This window comes from Moorena sp. SIO4A1, from assembly GCF_010672065.1.
Lineage (GTDB): Bacteria > Cyanobacteriota > Cyanobacteriia > Cyanobacteriales > Coleofasciculaceae > Moorena.
In genome coordinates, this window is the sequence record NZ_JAAHHX010000006.1 from 1 (window position 1) to 18,786 (window position 18,786).

General features: G+C 43.9%; 19 protein-coding genes. 8 read left to right on the forward strand and 11 right to left on the reverse strand.

All coding sequences use genetic code 11. The annotated features are described in order from the left end of the window. Positions 1-214 precede the first annotated feature (214 nt). Entirely contained in the window at positions 215-934 is a 720-nt protein-coding gene (locus tag F6K53_RS05480) for a glutathione S-transferase family protein (RefSeq protein WP_293071012.1), read from the reverse strand. 39 nt (positions 935-973) lie between these two features. Continuing rightward, positions 974-1,591, reverse strand: a complete 618-nt coding sequence (locus F6K53_RS05485; RefSeq protein ID WP_293080056.1) for an NAD(P)H-dependent oxidoreductase — start codon at positions 1,589-1,591, stop codon at positions 974-976. 116 nt (positions 1,592-1,707) lie between these two features. On the opposite strand from F6K53_RS05485, the gene F6K53_RS05490 reads away from it, so the two are divergent. Then, a complete protein-coding gene (locus F6K53_RS05490; RefSeq protein ID WP_293071008.1) occupies positions 1,708-2,148 on the forward strand; it encodes a helix-turn-helix domain-containing protein in 441 nt (146 codons plus the stop codon). A gap of 465 nt (positions 2,149-2,613) precedes the next feature. Here F6K53_RS05490 and F6K53_RS05495 read toward each other — a convergent pair whose 3' ends face one another. After that, on the reverse strand, positions 2,614-3,198 hold the full coding sequence (locus tag F6K53_RS05495) for a thioredoxin family protein (RefSeq protein ID WP_293071006.1): 585 nt from the start codon (positions 3,196-3,198) through the stop codon (positions 2,614-2,616). A 47-nt stretch (positions 3,199-3,245) separates the two neighbouring features. Between F6K53_RS05495 and F6K53_RS05500 the strand changes: the two genes are divergently transcribed. The 3 genes from F6K53_RS05500 (at position 3,246) to F6K53_RS05510 (ending at position 8,734) form a co-directional block, all read left to right on the forward strand. Further along, positions 3,246-3,446 carry a hypothetical protein gene (locus F6K53_RS05500; RefSeq protein ID WP_293071004.1) on the forward strand — a complete coding sequence of 67 codons (201 nt, stop codon included), beginning with the start codon at positions 3,246-3,248 and terminating at the stop codon, positions 3,444-3,446. A 107-nt stretch (positions 3,447-3,553) separates the two neighbouring features. Then, the gene (locus F6K53_RS05505) at positions 3,554-3,700 is read left to right on the forward strand and encodes a hypothetical protein (protein WP_293071002.1); all 147 of its coding nucleotides are present in this window, start codon (positions 3,554-3,556) and stop codon (positions 3,698-3,700) included. A gap of 36 nt (positions 3,701-3,736) precedes the next feature. Beyond that, positions 3,737-8,734, forward strand: a complete 4,998-nt coding sequence (locus F6K53_RS05510) for a tetratricopeptide repeat protein (RefSeq protein WP_293071000.1) — start codon at positions 3,737-3,739, stop codon at positions 8,732-8,734. On the opposite strand, the gene F6K53_RS05515 is transcribed toward F6K53_RS05510, so the two are convergent. Then, entirely contained in the window at positions 8,643-8,831 is a 189-nt protein-coding gene (locus F6K53_RS05515) for a hypothetical protein (RefSeq protein WP_293070998.1), read from the reverse strand. The genes F6K53_RS05510 and F6K53_RS05515 overlap by 92 nt on opposite strands. 174 nt (positions 8,832-9,005) lie before the next feature. Next, complete coding sequence (gene thrS, locus F6K53_RS05520) at positions 9,006-10,823, reverse strand: threonine--tRNA ligase (protein WP_293080059.1); 1,818 nt, start codon at positions 10,821-10,823, stop codon at positions 9,006-9,008. Between the two features lie 968 nt (positions 10,824-11,791). Between thrS and F6K53_RS05525 the strand changes: the two genes are divergently transcribed. Together F6K53_RS05525 and F6K53_RS05530 are read left to right on the forward strand one after the other, a co-directional pair. Then, complete coding sequence (locus F6K53_RS05525; protein WP_293019781.1) at positions 11,792-12,139, forward strand: DUF2605 domain-containing protein; 348 nt, start codon at positions 11,792-11,794, stop codon at positions 12,137-12,139. 147 nt (positions 12,140-12,286) lie between these two features. Then, positions 12,287-12,625: a DUF2973 domain-containing protein gene (locus F6K53_RS05530; protein WP_293044052.1), complete on the forward strand. Its 339-nt coding sequence runs from the start codon at positions 12,287-12,289 to the stop codon at positions 12,623-12,625. 268 nt (positions 12,626-12,893) lie between these two features. On the opposite strand, the gene F6K53_RS05535 is transcribed toward F6K53_RS05530, so the two are convergent. Further along, a complete protein-coding gene (locus tag F6K53_RS05535; RefSeq protein ID WP_293019785.1) occupies positions 12,894-13,802 on the reverse strand; it encodes an H-type lectin domain-containing protein in 909 nt (302 codons plus the stop codon). Positions 13,803-13,980: 178 nt separating this feature from the next. Between F6K53_RS05535 and F6K53_RS05540 the strand changes: the two genes are divergently transcribed. Then, complete coding sequence (locus F6K53_RS05540) at positions 13,981-14,136, forward strand: hypothetical protein (RefSeq protein ID WP_293080062.1); 156 nt, start codon at positions 13,981-13,983, stop codon at positions 14,134-14,136. A gap of 104 nt (positions 14,137-14,240) precedes the next feature. Here the strand turns inward: F6K53_RS05540 and F6K53_RS05545 are convergent, their stop codons facing one another. Next, on the reverse strand, positions 14,241-14,822 hold the full coding sequence (locus tag F6K53_RS05545; RefSeq protein WP_293019789.1) for a hypothetical protein: 582 nt from the start codon (positions 14,820-14,822) through the stop codon (positions 14,241-14,243). A gap of 558 nt (positions 14,823-15,380) precedes the next feature. After that, a complete protein-coding gene (locus F6K53_RS05550) occupies positions 15,381-16,037 on the reverse strand; it encodes a GNAT family N-acetyltransferase (protein ID WP_293019791.1) in 657 nt (218 codons plus the stop codon). A gap of 351 nt (positions 16,038-16,388) precedes the next feature. Here F6K53_RS05550 and glcD point away from each other — a divergent pair, with 351 nt between their 5' ends. After that, entirely contained in the window at positions 16,389-17,852 is a 1,464-nt protein-coding gene (gene glcD, locus F6K53_RS05555; protein ID WP_293019793.1) for a glycolate oxidase subunit GlcD, read from the forward strand. An 85-nt stretch (positions 17,853-17,937) separates the two neighbouring features. Here glcD and F6K53_RS05560 read toward each other — a convergent pair whose 3' ends face one another. The 3 genes from F6K53_RS05560 to F6K53_RS05570 form a co-directional block, all read right to left on the reverse strand. Then, positions 17,938-18,180, reverse strand: a complete 243-nt coding sequence (locus F6K53_RS05560) for a hypothetical protein (RefSeq protein WP_293019794.1) — start codon at positions 18,178-18,180, stop codon at positions 17,938-17,940. A gap of 65 nt (positions 18,181-18,245) precedes the next feature. Beyond that, positions 18,246-18,491 (reverse strand): hypothetical protein, encoded by a 246-nt coding sequence (locus tag F6K53_RS05565; RefSeq protein WP_293019795.1) that lies wholly within the window; start codon positions 18,489-18,491, stop codon positions 18,246-18,248. 25 nt (positions 18,492-18,516) lie between these two features. Beyond that, on the reverse strand, positions 18,517-18,702 hold the full coding sequence (locus F6K53_RS05570) for a hypothetical protein (protein ID WP_293080065.1): 186 nt from the start codon (positions 18,700-18,702) through the stop codon (positions 18,517-18,519). Positions 18,703-18,786 lie beyond the last annotated feature (84 nt).

Below are 18,786 nucleotides of genomic sequence, written 5' to 3' on the forward strand. Positions count from 1 at the left end.
TAACGGTTAACAGTTAACTGTAAACAGTCAAAAAGGTATAGATAGCCTTTTATTGGATCAAATCAAGGGATGTGCTTATTTTTGACCAACATTTTTGGCAAACAAACACCTTGGACAAAAATTTTGCTTTGCCCAATCTTCCCTGATCAACGACTAGGATTTTATCACATTTTTATTTCCCCGAGTGTTAATTTTTGTTTCCATCATCCATGGCTTATGGTTTAATATCACTTTGAAAACGTGCGGAATTAGCAGCTTCTGCCGCAGCCACATCCCCTTTTCCAAAAAAGGCAGGAAAGGGTTTAGGGAGCTCTAGTGCCCGTTGAGTTGCAGGTCGGGCATCAATACGGTCAAACCAGCCTTGAAGGTTTTTCAGCCCATCCACCGATACTTTCGCCCAGTAATAAGCTCGTGCCCAAGGATAAGTGGCCATATCTACAATAGTGAACTCATTGCCAAGGATGTAAGTTTTCCCCTCAAGCTGCTGATCCAAGACTTCCAGTAGCCTTCGTGATTCTGACCCATAGCGCTTGATGGCAAATTCATCACGATGCCCTTGAGGTTCTGCAATCCGCTGAAAGTACATCGCCTGACCCATCATCGGTCCAATGCCACTCATCTGAAACATCAGCCACTGAAGCGCTTGGGATCGAGCTTTTTCCCCCTCGGGAAGGAACTTTTGATATTTCTCAGCTAGATACCAAAGAATCGCACCCGACTCAAAAACCACAAAATCGTCATTACCACGATCCACGATGGTCGGGATGCGCCCATTGGGATTAAGAGATCTGTACCAGTCTGATTTCTGTTCTTTTTTGGAAAAGTCAATATAGGTCATCTCATAGTCCACCTCTGCTTCTTCAAGAAAGATCAGCGGCTTCCATCCGTTCATAGTCGATGCAGTGTAAAGATGAATCTCAGCTTGTTTCGTCATGATTTTTCTTTGGATGAGATATTGACGCTTGAGTTAGTTTTAATGAGCTTTGGAGCACGGAGCAGACAGAGGCTTCGCCACTTCAACACCTAAATCATGGTCGGGGTCAAGAAACACCATCTTTAGGTGACTGATGTACCGTTCTCGGTCAGCGTCAAATTGTGGATTTTTGATGACGTTGTAGCACGCGAAATGGGGCAATTCCTCGAAGCCACAAAACTCATGGCTCTTACGCATGGGCAGCAGCACCTCTTGTAGTGAGAGTCCTTCAAAAAAACTATTGGGATTATTAAAGACGTCGGCGGGCGCATTCCATGTAGTAGACAGCATGAATTTCTTGCCATTCATCAGGCCACCCGATCCGTATGAGCCATTACTGTGCCCGAAAAACTCACCATAGGCGTAGACATCGTCTATGTAACGCTTCAAAGTTGACGGCATCATGAACCAGTACACGGGATACTGAAAAATCACCGTATCAGCTTGCTTGAATTTCGCAATCTCCTCTGGAATGTTGTAGCCGTCTTCCACAACAGTGGTCAGTAGCTCGTATTGATCTTTCAATATCTCCACCGCTATCTCGAAAAGACCTTGATTGTAGCGGCCTTTAGCGAACTCCTTAGTCTCTTTGCCCAAAATCAAAAGCAGGGTTTTCATCAGACTACTTCCTCCCATCAGATAATGTGTACAGTTATTGCTTCATGTATTGCTTCATGGTAAAAATTTAAGTTACGATAGTCAACTAGTCTACGTTTAGTAACCAGGTATAAAATATGAGTTCCTTCATGGACATGGAAATAGATAGCGATGGGCATAGGCCCACGCTACGCGAACACAGCATTGACATCGAAACTGATAGTGACATCGACATCAAAACCGATAGTGATGCCATCAAGAAGGCCATTGACCCCTGTCTCAGCCCCTGTCCAATCGAGCGTGGAATGCGGATTTTGGGTGGCAAATGGAAAGGATCGATTCTTTGGCATCTCAAGGATGGCCCGATGCGATTCAACGATCTAGCGCGCCAGATCGGCGGAGCTAGCAAAAAAATGGTGACCCAGCGACTTAGAGAAATGGAGGATACGGGCCTAGTCAACCGTAACGTAATCAGTACCAAGCCCATTGCTGTGGCCTATGAGATCACAGATTTTGGTCGCACAGCCCTGAGATTTCTGGAGGAGCTAAAGAAATGGGCAGAGGAGTATAATATCTAATCTTTTAACAGTTCTCAGTTCGGTGAGGATTATAATTAAGAATTGAGAATTAAGAATTAAGAATTGAGAATTGAGAATTGAGAATTGAGAATTGAGAATTGAGAATTAAGAATTAAGAATTAAGAATTGATAATTGATAATTGATAATTGATAATTGATAATTCGGCGTTGCTTAATAATGGAATGATTTTAAGAGTTTTGTGGAATGGGCATCTTGGTGGAACTGGCATCTTGCCAGTTTCATGCTTATTTTCGGGCGGGCAGTAGCCCACTCTACTTCTATTCATTCCTTGATTCAGCAACACCCTGCATTCTGCATTCTAAATTATTAATTCTACATTCTTCTACATTCTTCTACATTCTTAATTCTACATTCTTCTACATTCTTCATTCTACATTCTTAATTCTTCATTCTGCATTCTTCATTCTTCATTCTACATTCTTCATTCTCAATTCAACAACATATCAAACACCAAAATAAGCTGGTTCATTCCCCGGCTTCCACTTAATATTGCAACCAATACTAGGCTTTTGCTCAGAATTCACCGGTTGCGACCCTAGCACCGCATCAATAGCTGCTCGTAAATCCTTACCGGTAACTGGTATCCCATTACTAGGACGACTATCATCCAATTGACCTCGGTAAACTAGCTCTTGGTTAGCATCGAATAGAAAAAAATCTGGGGTACAAGCAGCTGTATAAGCCTGAGCCGTTTGCTGACTCTGATCATGACAGAAGGGAAAGGTAAATCCCAGCGCCTGAGCCATTTCCTTAAGTTGATCGGGAGCATCATCCGGGTAATTATCCGCATCATTAGCGCTAATTGCCACCATACCGAGATTAGCATCGGCATAGTCTTTCCCTAGCTTGGCCAATTCTCCCTGTACATGTTTAACAAAAGGACAATGACGGCAGATAAACATTACCAGTAACCCCTGCTTACCGGCAAAGGTCTCTAAGGAAATCGTCTCGCCAGACACTGCATCCGGTAACTGAAACTCTGGTGCTTTGGTACCTAAGGACAACATTGTCGAATTAACTAGTGCCATCGTTTTACTCCTAAACTATTGCGCTGAAAACTTATATTCTTATAACCTTGACTACGATATCAGATCCCAACAACCTTGACCTTTCGGCCACGCTATGGGAACAACCAACCTTCAACCAACCAACCTTCAACCAACCAACCTTCAACCAACCAACCTTCAACCAACCAACCTTCAACCAACCAACCTTCAACCAACCAATCTTGGCCAAAAGGCCACGCTACGCGAACAACAAAAAAAATGTGGTATAATAGATCAACTTCCTAGAGGTCGTTGCTTGGAAAAGGTAATCAGAAAGCAACGGAAGATTCAGGTGCCAGCGGTTACTGGTAAATAATGGGAATTACTGTTTCAGGTGTTGCAGCAAAGGCGAGTAAAGGGTGAAGATCCCTATCAAACCCTTGTCTGGCCTTTTGGCCTTTCGGCCACGCTACGCGAACGGCCACGCTACGCGAACGCACTACCCTTGGAAACCAAAACCGTTGCCCAACGGTGGAAACCCTAAGGGTTTGCAGTAGTCAATAATGGTAGAAACCCCCCCATGAACGCGCTCCATGGCTACCAAGATCAGCAGAGGGGATGGTCAGGGCGTAAATCAGATTCTGGCAGAAGCACAACCGTTGGAATAAATATGACGCTCCAACCCAAAGATTTCAATGGCAATAACAATGAATCATTAAGAATGCTAGCACGGGCGATCGCATTTTCTCAGGGACAATTTTCTCTGATTTTAGCCCGTTGTAATTATCAATCATTGCGGCAGCGCTTAACACAACAACTGACAGAACGCTACCAGATTAAGTTTCACTCCAGGGCTTTGGCCTCATCGGCTCTTAACCTCTATAGCAATGTTCAAGCGGAACTGACATCAATACTACCCGATGCCCTTATTGTTCACAATTTGGAATTAGTTAGGGATATTGATAGGTTATTGGTTTCTACCAATAATGCACGGGATGAATTTCGCAAAACCTTCCCCTTCCCCCTGGTGTTATGGGTAACCGATCAGGTCCAACACAAGCTGAGGCGAGTAGCACCAGATTTCACCAGTTGGGCTGCTACTCCCATAGGCTTTGAGATGGCAACGGATGAGTTAATTGATTTTATTGAGCAAACGGTCAATCAGGTCTATGGCAAAGTATTAAACTCTGGTGCTGGCAGATTTCTAGACAATGATGACCTGAATTTGGGCATTGGTTCGACTCGCCGCACGGAGTTAAAGTCAGCCCAGAATGAGCTAAACCATCGTAAGGTCAGATTAGACCCACGGTTAGAAGCCAGCTTAGAATTTGTTTTGGGTCGTGCCGCTGATGGGTCATCACAAGAGTCTCTAGAACATTATCAGCGTAGTTTAGCCCAATGGCAGCAGATTGAGCCAGAGGCCAGGGCAACCCAGGAAAAACCCCAAACATTCACTTCCTCATCAGAGCGGGTTGGATGCTTACTGTACTATTTAGGATTATGGTGGCGTACCTATGCTGAGAGACATCGGGCTGAGCATCAAGTCGCTTGTGGTCATGCCGCAGAGTATTATCAGCAATGTATTAAGGTCTTTGAACAGGCTGAGCGACCAGACTTAGTTGCCAAGTTTATTAATCCTTGGGCAGAGGTACTACAACGACTAGGGCAGTGGGATGAGTTGGAGGCGGTTGCTAACAAAGCCTTGACTCTCCATCAAACCTATGGTAATCCGTTTAGACTAGCGCGAGCCTATGGCTTTTTAGCAGAAGTCGCCTTATGGAAATCTGATTGGACTAAAGCGCAACAGTTAGCCCAACAGGCTCTGTTAATCTTAGAACAGGCATTGTCTGAATTGTGTACACCAACCTCATGCTCACTCGATACCGATTGTGATTGGGAGCGCTCATTTCACCAAGGTTGGTATTTATTGTCTCTAGCGCGATCGCATCGTGGGGCTGCGCGATCGCAACAGCAACAGCAGCAAGCTAAAATCCAAGACAGTCTGACAACTCTGGAAACGGCCAAAGCCAGAACCAAAGCCCAGTATGATCCAGAGCTTTACATTCGGATTTTAGAAGAATTGCGCCAGTGCTACTGCCAACAAGGTAACTATTTGACTGCTTTTCGGGTTAAACAAGAACGACGCTCCATTGAGCAGCAGTACAATTTTCGAGCCTTTATTGGTGCTGGTCGATTGCAGCCTAAACAACAGGTAACTAACCCAGCATTACCGAATCTAGACTACCACAATTCTGTGACCCCAGCCATTGCGGCCTCTGGTAGACAAGGGGATGTCAATCGCTTAATGCAACGTATGGGCCGTAGTGACCATAAACTAACGGTAATTTATGGTCAATCAGGAGTAGGTAAAAGTTCCCTTGTCCAAGCTGGGTTAATTCCCACCTTGAAACAAAAAACCATTGGCTCCCGTGAGGTATTAACGGTTTTCCAGCAAGTTTATACCGATTGGATTCCCGAATTTGGAAAAGCCTTAGCCAAGTCTCTGGCAGAAAAAAAACTGATTAAGTATCATGGTAATACTCTAGAAACAACAGCCGCAATTCTCAAGACATTCTGGGAAATAACAGAATACAATATCCTAGTGGTTTTAGTCTTTGACCAATTTGAAGAATTTTTCTTTGCGGCTAAAGACAGAAAGCAACGAATGGTTTTATATGAATTTATGAAGATCTGTTTGAATATTCCCTATGTTAAAATTATTTTATCCCTTAGAGAAGATGACCTTCATTACTTGTTAGAGTGTAACCGTCTAATTCAATTAGATGTCATTAACAACAATATTTTAGATAAAACGATTCTTTACTATCTCGGTAACTTTTCCCCAAAGCAAACTAAATCAGTTATTAAAAGCTTAACGGAACACACGGCATTTTCTCTAGAGCCAACCCTAACCGATGCTCTAGTCAAGGATTTAGCAGGAGATACCAATGAGGTGCTCCCCATTGAGTTGCAAGTGGTAGGAGCTCAGCTCCAAGCCGAAAAAATTACCACCTTAGCAGATTATCTAGCCAAAGGTCCGAAGGAAAAACTGGTTGAACGATACCTAGAAACAGCTATTAAAGACTGTGGTGAAGAGAACGAACGAATCACTAAACTTGTTTTATATTTACTGACCGATGAAAACGGGATGCGACCGCTAAAAACTCAGGCTGAATTAGCTGAAGATTTGGACTTAGAAGAGGAGCAACTGGATTTAGTAATGGAGGTGTTAGTGGGTTCTGGTTTAGTATTTGAAGTGCCAGAATATCCTGCTGATCGTTATCAGTTAGTTCATGATTATTTAGTATCATTTATTCGCCAAGGACAAGAGCCTCAAATCCTAGCGGAGTTAAAACTGACCAAAGAAGAACTAAAGCAAGCACTTCATCAAGAACAAAAGGAACGAAGACGAGCAGAAATTGCAGAAATTAAAGCCCTGAGTTCTCTATCTCAAGCTCTACTATCTTCCCACGACCAGTTAGGAGCATTGATCGCTAGTGTAAAAGCTGGTAAACGATTACTCACCACAGAGGTTGCTCCTGATATCAAACAGCAACAAGTGAATCAGCTTCAGGAAATTATCAATAACTTGCAAGAGTGCAATCGTTTGGAAGGACATGATGCGGGAGTATTTGGTGTTTGTTTAAGTCCTGATGGTAAACTAATTACCTCTGCTAGTGAAGATGGCACCATCAAGATTTGGGGAATTGATGGGAAAGCTTTGGCAAGCTGTCGGGGTCACAAGGAGCAAGTGTTTAGCATTAGCTTTAGTCCCAATGGTGAAATGTTTGCCTCTGCTAGTGCTGATAGCACCATCAAACTCTGGCAACGGGATGGCAAGTTACTGAAAACTCTCAGAGGTCATAAAAACCAAGTTTTCAACATTAGTTTTAGTCCCGATGGTAACACCATTGCTGCTGCTAGTAAAGATGGCACGATCCAGCTGTGGCATCCTAATGGTACTCGGATTAAAACCCTGACCAGGTTTGGTCCTGCTAACTTTGGGATTAGTTTTAGTCCTGATGGTAAATCCCTTGCGATCGCTAGTGAAGATGGCACTATCAAACTCTGGAATTTAGACAGTAGTTGGCCCAAAATTTTCAATCGTCATGCAAGGGGTGTCTGGAGTGTCTGCTTTAGTCCAGATGGTCGGATGCTGGCTTCCGGGAGTTCGGACGGTACCGTTAAACTCTGGAATATAGATGGCAAAGAACTCAACTCCATCGATAATTATGGCTTGCCAGTGTATCGGGTTAGATTTAGTCCCGATGGTCAAATGTTAGCACTAGCCAGTAAAGATAATCGAATTCGACTTTATAACCTTGATGGCATTAAGCTCAAGACCTTACGAGGACACAAAGGGTCTGTGTGTGGGGTAAGTTTCAGCCCCGATGGACGGCTACTGGCTTCTGCTAGTGTAGATAAAACTATCAGACTTTGGAGTCTCAAGGGCATTGGACTCAATACTCAGCAAAGCCATACTGGTAAACTTATCGGCTTTTGTTTTAATTCTACCGGTCAGCAGTATGCTTCAGCTAGTGAAGATAAAACAGTAAAACTATGGAGTCTAGACGGCACATTACTCAGAACATTTTCAGGACATGAAGCTAGTGTCAGGAGTGTCAGTTTTAGTCCTAAAGCAAAACTATTAGCCACTGCTAGTGTGGATGGTATTATTAAAATTTGGCATCTTAATGGAGCCTTACTGCAAACCTTTCCAGCCCATGGTCTGAGTATCAGGAGTCTAAGTTTTAGTCCTGATGGTAAAATCCTGGCTTCTGCGGGTAATGACAGAATCATCAAGTTGTGGGGGATTGATGATAAGTATGGACAGGATAACGGAGTACTGCTAAATACTCTCAACGGTCATCTTGCTAAAATCCTTACCATTAGATTCAGTCAGGATGGTCAGATGCTGGCTTCCGCAGGAGAAGATAAAACCATTAAACGTTGGCATCTCGATGGTAGCTTAATCGATACGATTCCAGCCCATAGTCTAAAAATTGTCTGTTTGAGATTCAGTGGGGATGGTGAAATTATGGCTTCCGCTAGTGCTGATAAAACGGTGAAACTGTGGAGTTTGGATGGTAAACTGATCACTACCTTACAAGGACATCAAGCAGGAGTTAGAGGTGTTGTTTTTAGTCCAGACAGTCAAATGATTGCTTCCGTTAGTTCTGATAGGACGGTAAAGCTTTGGACTCGTGATGGTAAGGAATTCAAAACCCTAAAAGGACATCTTGCTCCTGTGTGCAATGCCTGTTTCCTGGCTGACGGTCAAACTTTGGTATCGGTCAGTGAAGATGGTACTGCTAAAATCTGGAATATCGATGGTACAGAAATCAAAACCGTTGGCGGACCGATTAATGGCAGTACACTCCTAGGTGTAAAACCTGGACAGGGGATAGTTACCAGGGGGAGTCATACCACTAGCTGTGATTTAACCTCTGATTTAAAGAATTTATTGGTGAAGGGGTGCTATTGGATCAGGGACTATTTGAAGCATAATCCGACCTTGAGTGAAAGCGATCGCAAATTGTGTGATGGGATTTTGCCAGAACTGTTGAATGGGGAGTAGGGAGTAGGGAGTAGGGAGTAGGGAGTAGGGAGTAGGGAGTAGGGAGTAGGGAATCGGGAATTGGGAATCGGGAATTGGGAATTGGGAATTTGGTCACCTGGGTCCGCACCTTGTCAGCCCCGTGGAAACCAAGCCAGTTGCTGATCTAACTCCCCATCTCCCCATCTCCCTATCTCCCCATCTCCCCATCTTCCCATCTCCCCATCTCCCTATCTCCCCACACCTCCCACACCTCCGACACTCCCCTCTCTTTCCCTACTCCCTTTAGAGTCTAAAAATTCTCCCGATTCCGATTTGCCTGCTCCATCTTTTCTACAACCAGGTCTATGGGCATCATTCCCAATTCCCCAGCGGCACGGGTACGAATATTTAAACTGTTTGCTTCGACTTCCTTGGCACCAATCACACTCATCACCGGGATTTTAGCCTTTTCGGCATTACGAATTGCTTTACCAAGCCTTTCCCCACTGGTATCGACTTCTGCCCGTATCCCATGCGATCGCATTTTTGTTGCCATTTCCTGAGCAAAAGGCAATTGTGCGTCCCCGACTGGTAACAATCGTGCTTGTACTGGTGCTAACCAGAAGGGGAAGTCTCCCCCATACTGTTCAATCAATATCCCAGTTAGGCGCTCGATAGACCCAAAGGGGGCACGGTGAATCATAATCGGGCGTTGGCGAGTGCCATCTTCTGCCACATACTCCAAATCAAATCGTTCTGGCAAGTTGTAATCCACCTGTACCGTTCCTAACTGCCATTCCCTGTCCAGGAGATCCTGGAAGATAAAGTCCAGTTTCGGGCCATAAAATGCCGCTTCCCCTAGTGCTTCAGAGGATTCCATGCCCAAGGTATCCACAGCACGGCGAATTGCTCCTTGGGCTTTTTCCCAAGCCTGATCGGAACCAATATACTTATCCGAGGCCGGGTCACGGAAACTCAACCGTGCTTTAAAGTTCTTCATTTGCAGAGTTTTGAACACTGATAGGATTAAATCCACCACATTGATGAATTCCTGATCCAACTGATCTGGCATCACAAATAGGTGAGAATCATCCACCGTGAAACCACGCACCCTGGTCAACCCCCCCAGTTCCCCAGATTGCTCATAGCGATACACTGTACCAAATTCTGCCAAGCGCATGGGCAATTCCCGGTAGGAGCGCAATTCACTCTTATAAATTTGGATATGGAAGGGGCAATTCATCGGCTTTAGGACAAATCCTTGTTCTGCGGCTGCTGCTTCCTCATCCTCAGCCATCATCGGGAACATATCCTCTTTATAGTTCTGCCAGTGACCGGATACCTTAAACAAGTCCACTCGACCAATATGGGGTGTCTCCACTGGTAGATAACCTCGTTTAAGCTGTTCTTGCGTGAGGAAATCTTTCAAAAGGGTACGCAAAACCGTTCCTTTCGGGGTCCACAGGGGTAATCCTGGTCCCACCGGGTCAGAAAAAATAAACAGTCCCAGTTCCTTACCCAGCTTACGGTGATCCCGTTTCAGGGCTTCTTGCTTACGGCGCTTATATTCCTGTAGTTGCTCTGGGTTTTCCCAAGCTGTACCATAAATGCGCTGGAGTTGAGTATTACTCGCATCCCCTCGCCAGTAAGCCCCAGCCACACTTTCCAATTCAATAGCCTTCGGGTTGATTTCACTGGTATTTTCCAAATGGGGACCAGCACACAAATCCCACCACTCATCCCCCAGGTGGTAAATCGAGATCGGGTCTTCTAAATCTGCCAAAATTTCCAGTTTATAGGATTCACCCAGTTCCTTGATCCGCCGTTGAGCTTCTTCCCGTGGCACCTCTTCCCGAATTACCGGAAGCTTCCGCTTAATGATTTTGACCATTTCCTTTTGGATTTTCTTCAGGTCTTGCTCAGTAAACGGTTCTGGCTGATCAAAATCATAATAAAAACCATTTTCAATCCAAGGACCGATAGTCACCTGAGCCTTCGGAAATAGCTTCTGGACGGCCATCGCCATCACATGGGAGGTCGTATGACGGAGCCTTTTTAGGGTATCGGATTCGCTAGTACGGGGCAAATGAATTTTTTCAGGCTGTTCGGAGGGTTCTGAGTTAACCATCGGTGAATGTTCTATGGAATTGAGTAACGCGCTATGACCGTAACACCAATTTTGTGCTATCCCTCTATGATACAAAGCTTAGTTTTTCGCAAAGTACATGTTTCTGGTGTAGTACTCTCTCAATTTAGTTTTGAGGGTGAGGGCAAGGGGTTAGGGGTTACGGGTTGGCTTAATGGTTTTGGTACTTAATTGATAGCACAAATGCATAGTACAAGCGTGCCTAATTGGCCAAGGTCTATTTTAGATCATGTCAGGATAATTACCCTTAATCAAAATCTGCCCCATTTAACCATCTGGCCATCAATCGTCTTTATGATGGGTATTCAACCGGACTTGAGCTTACCCCTCAATGTAAGCATTCAGCTATCAGCTTTCAGGGATCAGCTATCAGCTATCAGCTAATGGGTCCGATGCGTCGAAGCCTGTGCCACGCTACAGATGGTGCTTTTGAATAAGCGATGCCTCAGGTGCGACCCGTGGCGAATTTAATTACGGGTCAAACGCACCATTACGGTCTTGGGGAGGCAGCCCGGTCTTGGGGAGGCAGCCCGGTCTTGGGGGTCTCCCCGGAGACGAAACCTTAGATAGTGGAGCCTTTATAGTTAGCAGGTTATGCAGAAAAGGGTTAAATATTTGTTAATAAGGCTCCACTATCTTACGGTAACTTCAAACCATGACCGCGCTGCCGTGGTTCCCCCCACTCGCTATTGCCGTGGTTTCCCCCATGAGCGCTTTGCATCAAGAAAACAGGTAACCATTCCAATAATGCTGAGTTACGTCTGCTAACGGCTGACCGCTGACGGCTGACCGCACCTCAAGTAGCATCTCAAGTAGCGCATATGCTTACCCCTCAATTGAATTTTGAGGGAGTAGTAGTGTTCTAAAAGTGTTAAGGGTTATGTCACAAATTGTAAAAAAATGTAAATATAATTAAGGTAGACTATGAAAAAATAAACCCTTTTAATATCATGGATCAACCCCAGCCATCAACACCGGAGTTACTGAAAACCATATTGGAACCGCTACTAGTAGATTTTGACTACTGGTTTGAGCGATCGCTTTCGTTGTTAGAAACTGAAGATATCACCTTTTTGACCACGGAGGAACAATCTGAGCTACTCAAGCGGGTAAAGCAAGCCCAGAAGGAGGTAAATACAGCTAAAATGCTTTTTGACGCCACTAATGGTCAAGTAGGAGTTGAACTTTCTACCATGATGCCATGGCACCAATTAGTGAGAGAATGTTGGGGAGTGGCAATCCGGTTGCGATCATTGGCATCCGGTGCATCCGAGTCAGCGGCCTCAGGGAATGACTAATCTTGACGCACCTAGATTCAGGAAATGATTGAGGAAATAGTGGACTACGTTTTGTTAAGGTTAACTAACCACCTATAAAAAGCCGTTTTTTATCCCTGAGCAAGACAAGGAGTTAAAGACCAACTATTTGGTCGGGAGGACAATACGATGTTACACCTAATTTATCTAATTGCCTTTACTGTTATAGCATTTTTAGCGATTGGGAATTTAATTCGTAACCTATTAAGTTTGAGTTTTGATTCCCAGCGTTCTTTCTCAGCATCGGGAAAATCACCCGCCCAATGGGGTCGGAATCAAGTGAATGCCAATCCATCTCCTGCTAAGTCAGTACCGCACCCGGAACTGCTTGATGATAGTGGCAACCCTATCAATGAACCGCTGTTAGTGATGCGGTCAATGACCGTTGAAGACGCTCGCCAACAGTTAGACGCTATATACAATTCTTCTCCCGGTAACAGCAAGGGGAAGACAGAAGAAAACCAGTAGACATCTCCAAAAATTAACCTCAAACCCTTGTAATGCCTGGGTCAAAACCGATTTTATGGAGATGTCTAGTAGTCTATTGATTTCACGTTAGGGCTAGACAAAGGGAAAGGGGATAACCAAAACTATTTCCCCTGACCGAATTCGTGGGTGGAAAAACTATAGCGCTGCGCCCAGGCAATAGGGAATAGGGAATAGCGATGCAGCGCTGAATCCATTTTCCTTGACGAACACCATTCAATGATAAGTATTAAACCGGACTAGATCTGATTTATTTGCCATAGGCAAACCAACTTGCATTAGCACTGTAAACCCGCGTGTCTCCCCAGGTTTCCAATACATACTGAAACCCCTCTCGGTTGACATCAGTGACATCAACTTTTAATCGGAGATTTTCATCATTATCACTATCGATGTCGTTTAAAGCAATATAAACCACAGGCTCGGAAGAAAAGTTGGTATTAAACTTTTGCTCACCTGATATTCTTCGTCTGCCATCACCCTTTGATAAATTCCCTTCCCTAACAGAAATCTCTCCACTCTCCAGTTTAATCTGTGAATTAGCCACTTCTTCGATACTGCGAGAGATAGTAATCAGCTGATTACTATCTTGAGTTAAGTTATTTATCCGTTCAACTATATCTCCCAAGGCTACTGGGTCTGATTCTAGAAGAGCATTAAGTTTTTTCTCTATAGTAGAAGCGTTGATATCTAAGCTTTGTACCTTACTATTTAGATAGTGAGCTTGTTTTTGATAGTCTTGAGTTTGGGCTTTGATAGTTTGAGTTTGTTGCTGAAGAACTTGCAGATCAACTCGGTTATCAAATAGAGAATTGTTTATACGTTTGTTGAGTTTCTTAAGTTGTTCTTCTTGATCTTTGATATGTCCTTTTACCGAACTATCAACAAGACTAGACATAACTACAAAACCACTGACGGTGGTCAATAGGGTAGTGAAAACCAACAAGGCAATCACGAGGTGAAATTGTGTTCTGAATTCCTTCCTGAGTTCCTCAGCTATTTTTGGGGAAAATAGTTGTAATTCTGTATAAATTAAAGCTCTGATATCTGTAGAGCGCTTATCCAGATAACTTCGGTAGGTATCTAGTTCTTTCTTGAGATCATCTCGTTCGCTTCTTAGGCGATCGATAGTTTTTTTAAGTATGTCAAAATCATTCATAGTAACCAACTGGCTAAACACCGACAATTCCTTAGATAGTTTAGATAATAATCAACTATCTCCATTATTTCGACAAGCCCGCCAAATACCCTATGGGCTGTTATAGCTGAAATTGCTCTATTCGCCAACTACAGAGCCTGATCGGATGGCAGCCAGGATAATCCATGGTGAACAGTAAATGGTGATAGGTAGGGGTTTGGCACAATTCTCTCTTACCCATTACCCATTACCCATTACCCATTACCCATTACCCATTACCCATTACCCATTACCCATTACCCATTACCCATTACCTACTATAGCGCTAGTTGCTCTAATCATTGAAGTTAAATAATGCTTCGGGAGACCGGTAGCTGGGGGGATTCCGCAGATCTAAATCTAAATTTAGAAATTTTATAATCAATTGAGACGATCAGCATCAGCCAAAGGATTCCAGACTTAATGCTCATGGTGAGGGGCGTTACGTACCTTCCTGATTGTATAGGGCAAAACCCCTACCAGCAGAGCAAAGGCTTCATCTGGCAGTTGGGCAATAGTGTTGGCATCAAAACCAAATCCCTCAAACTGTTCAAGAATCTGTTGGGTTCGTTGTATAGGACTTGGATATTCTGTAATTTGTTTAGTCAGTCGAATCCATTGCCGCCGAATCAAATAAGCACGCCGTCGCTCTTCAGCTGATTCTGGAGAAACCAATGATAGATTGCCCACTGGGACTACTCCCTGACAATCAAGATCAAATATTCCTCCTACAGCCGAACCTGGTCCTGCGAATTCTGCATGGTAGTGCTTATATATGATTAGGCCATTGCGACGCCTACTATTAACAATTAACAATTGTTTATCCCGAAATTGCGAGAGAATTTCTGATGGCTGTGAGTCTCTCATCTGATTCTTGCAGAGGTTCAGGCTTTCCTGGTTCATGCCACTTAGGGGTTGAGGATTGGCGAGACCCTGGTTGTGAGCAACCACCTCCTTTGGGTAAAGAGCTATCTGGTAATAGTGTTGGTATTCACTCTCCATCTGAAACTATATGGCGTAATATCTTAGAGCAGGTAAGCACCCAAGCTAAAAGCCCCGATCCGCTTTCCTTAAAATAGCTGTAAATTTTTGAAAATACACAAAACGGAGAGTCAAGTCTTGTTCAACTACCATTTCCAACTATAAACTTGGGTTTAACCTAAGTTACTAGTTATCAAAAAACACCTCAAAATGGCTTCAAGACACCAAAACTTTGTATGGCTAGATCCTAAATTCTAGATTATTGGTATCAATAGCTACAATTTATTGGTATAAAGCAACTTTTGTGGTTTACTAGGGTAGATCTCATGGGATTTACAAGTAGACCGTAGCACAAATAAACTAAATTTCGATCCGGGCAAGGTCTTCAAAAACCAATTTTCTTGAAAACTTTATCAATAACCCCATTTTTGTTCTGTTACAAAAAAGATACTCTGCTACAGATAGTCAGCAGCCAAAATGTTGTATTACATATTTTGTTTGTTTTGTCAATGTGATAAATCACCAAATGTATGTGTTATTGGTCAGCTTGATAACTCCATTATGACGAAATTCAGCCTACTAAGACAGACTCTGACCCGGTGAACTAAGACCAGCAGGATTAATCTGCTTGTGTAAGAGCAAGCGTTTGGGAAGCCTAAGCAATCCTCCGGTATAGCTTGGTTCTACCCGATGCAGTTCATATCCCCTCTTGAGATAAAGTTGCCTGGCCTGATAATTGTTTTCCAAAACATGCAAGTAGAGGTCTTGAAAGCCCCATTCTAGGGCAGTTTGCTCACAAGCCAAGAGCAAATTTTCTCCGACTCCTTGCCGCCGACAAGACTTTCTGACAGCCAGATTGGAGAGGTAAAGATGTTGGCAGTTGGGCTTTGGCCAGCAATAGCGAGAACGGAGTGTTAGCTCTACAGTACCAGCTAGCATCTCACTGGTACCAGCAGAACCGGAAACGGTAGTGACGGCGACTAAACACAGGTAATGGGGTAAACTAGATCGCAGTCTGTGGCGCAAATCTTCGTAAATACCCAGTCTTAATAGAGGGTGAACCCAGCTGATCAGCCCTTTTTGAGGGTGAAAGCTATCTGCAAGAATATCTGCTAGAGTGCTGATATCCTCAAATTGAGCATCACGTATAGTGACTTGAGATATACCACCAGCCAAGGTATCTTGACCAGTAGGGACAGATTTATGAAGGGTTAAGAAAGAAAAGCAGGAATCCACAACTACAAAATTATTTGGGAATGGTAAACTCTAACTAAAGTATGTAGACTATACGCCGAAGGGGTTCTAATTTACCCCTTAGCTTCCCGTAGATTGAAGGGAGCAGAAGGTATATGGCTAAGCACTTTGAATCAGGTATGAGCAATTGAGCTCGAAACTATTTACCCCATTTCAGGTCAGGTAAATAGTAAGGTAAATAGGAGACATTAAACGTTATACTTAATAATTAATACCTTTTTGACCAGTTTGAGCAAAATCGGCTGACGGGATTAGCTTAAGTCATTCCCGACCACCTTCAACTAGAAATTCTTCAACGTCAGGTAGTTCACATTATTCTATCGCTATTGAAACATGACGAATCATAAGACTGACTGGACCCCAATCATTAAGAAATTTGTGGCGATAGTAGGCAAAAATGGTGTGGTTCAACGTCGTGAAGAATTGTTGACCTATGAATGTGATGGTCTGGCCAGCTATCGCCAACGACCAGCGGTAGTAGTGCTACCACGAACTACCGAACAAGTCTCAGAGGTGCTTAAGATATGCGATCGCTATTCTATCCCTTGGGTGGCACGGGGGGCTGGCACAGGATTATCCGGTGGTGCTCTACCTATAGAAGATGGTGTGTTGATTGTCACTGCCCTCATGAAGGGTATCCTGGACATTGACCTGGAAAATCAGCGAATCGTAGTACAACCGGGCTTAATCAACAACTGGGTGACCCAAGCAGTCAGTGGTGCGGGTTTCTATTATGCCCCTGATCCCTCCAGTCAAATTATTTGTTCCATTGGTGGCAATGTGGCTGAGAACTCTGGTGGTGTCCATTGCCTCAAATATGGCGTGACCACTAATCACGTCATGGGATTAAAATTGGTTCTTCCTGACGGTTCAATCGTGGATGTAGGGGGATCAGTTCAAGAAATGCCTGGTTACGACCTAACTGGCTTATTTGTTGGTTCCGAAGGCACCTTGGGGATCGCTACAGAAATTACGCTGCGCATCCTCAAGAGACCAGAATCAATTTGTGTCCTCCTAGCGGACTTTACTAGCATTGAAGCTGCTGGTACTGCGGTTACTGACATTATTGGTGCTGGAATCATTCCTGCGGGTATGGAAATGATGGATAATCTCAGCATCAATGCGGTAGAGGACATAGTGGCAACAGGTTGTTATCCGAGGGATGCTGGAGCAATATTGCTCGTAGAACTGGATGGCTTAAAGGTAGAAGTGGACACTAATAAACAGCGGGTTGCCCAACTGTGTAAACAGAATGGGGCAAGAAATATCACTACGGCTAGTGACGAAGAAACCCGCCTGAAATTATGGAAAGGTCGCAAGGCTGCTTTTGCTGCGGCAGGGAAGATCAGTCCCAATTATTTCGTCCAAGATGGGGTGATTCCTCGCACTGAGTTAGCCGGGGTTTTGAGGGAGATTGAGGCATTAAGCGAGAAATCTGGGTACACAATAGCTAACGTATTCCATGCGGGTGATGGAAATCTACACCCCCTAATCTTGTACGATGAAAAGGTGCCTGGGGCATTAGAAGAGGTAGAAAATGTTGGTGGCGAAATCCTCAAACTCTGTGTGAAAGCAGGGGGTAGTATATCTGGGGAACATGGGATTGGTGCGGATAAGAACTGTTTTATGCCAGATATGTTCACTAAGGTGGACTTGGAAACGATGAAATGGGTTAATCAGGTATTCAATCCCAAGGGTTTAGCCAATCCAGGCAAGGTATTTCCGACACCCCGGACTTGTGGAGAGGCAGCAAATGCCAGAAAAATCAAGGAATTTGAGTCTATCGAGCGTTTTTAAACCAAGTTTTGTGAGTTCGACATGAGCCTTCGTTCCTTATCCAGGACTCAGGAGCTTCGAGTTAGGTTGAGATTAGGCAAAAAAATTACCTTTTGCCTTTTGCCTTTTGCCTTTTGCGGTTCCCAGTCAGTCGCTGATTTTCTTGCCAAGCCACAAAGGCAATTCCCCACAAAAAACTCAAACTGACGACTAATCCTGAAGGATTACCAAGACTGATTAACAGCAAGACGAAAAAAAAACTCCCAACTTGAGCTGTTTGCTGGAGTAGGGAATTCAATCCAGCTTTGGCTTCCTGCTCCAAAGTAATTTTGTTACGGCTTAACTTCATTCTAAAACCAAGAAGGAAAATACCTCAACCGATTTAAAAATGTTATAATTAAAAGTTTAATGAGATTAAAAATTATTGAAATGTGCCCACAAACGACCAATTATGCGACCAGCAATCAGGATCCAGAGCAAAAAATTAGCGGCACCGATGATTAAGCTGGCATAAAATTGGACACCAATGGTACTATCTAGACAAACACTAAAATCTAAGAAGGTGTTGGAGAGAATTAACTGCCCGATTAAACTAGGAATGTAGAGGATTACAAGCAGAGCGATCGCATCCTGAAAGCTCAGGTATACACTTCTCCACATATGCCCTAGTAAAGCTTTACCAAGCTTATCCACAGAAGTCCATATATTTTGCATCAGTTTCTTGGAAGCACAAATGTGATCTGGCAGGTTTTGACACTAAGCCAGTATTCATTTCCACCGAACCGAGATCCGGATACTGATGTATGGTGGTTTGTTGAAGGTTGAGCGTGGTTTCCACCCCAGTTGCTGATCTGAGTCCCCATCTCCCCATTTCCCCATCTCCCCACACTTCCCACACTCTCTCTGCCCTTTCCATACTCCCAACTCCAAGGGCGAGGTATCTCACCCAATAGAG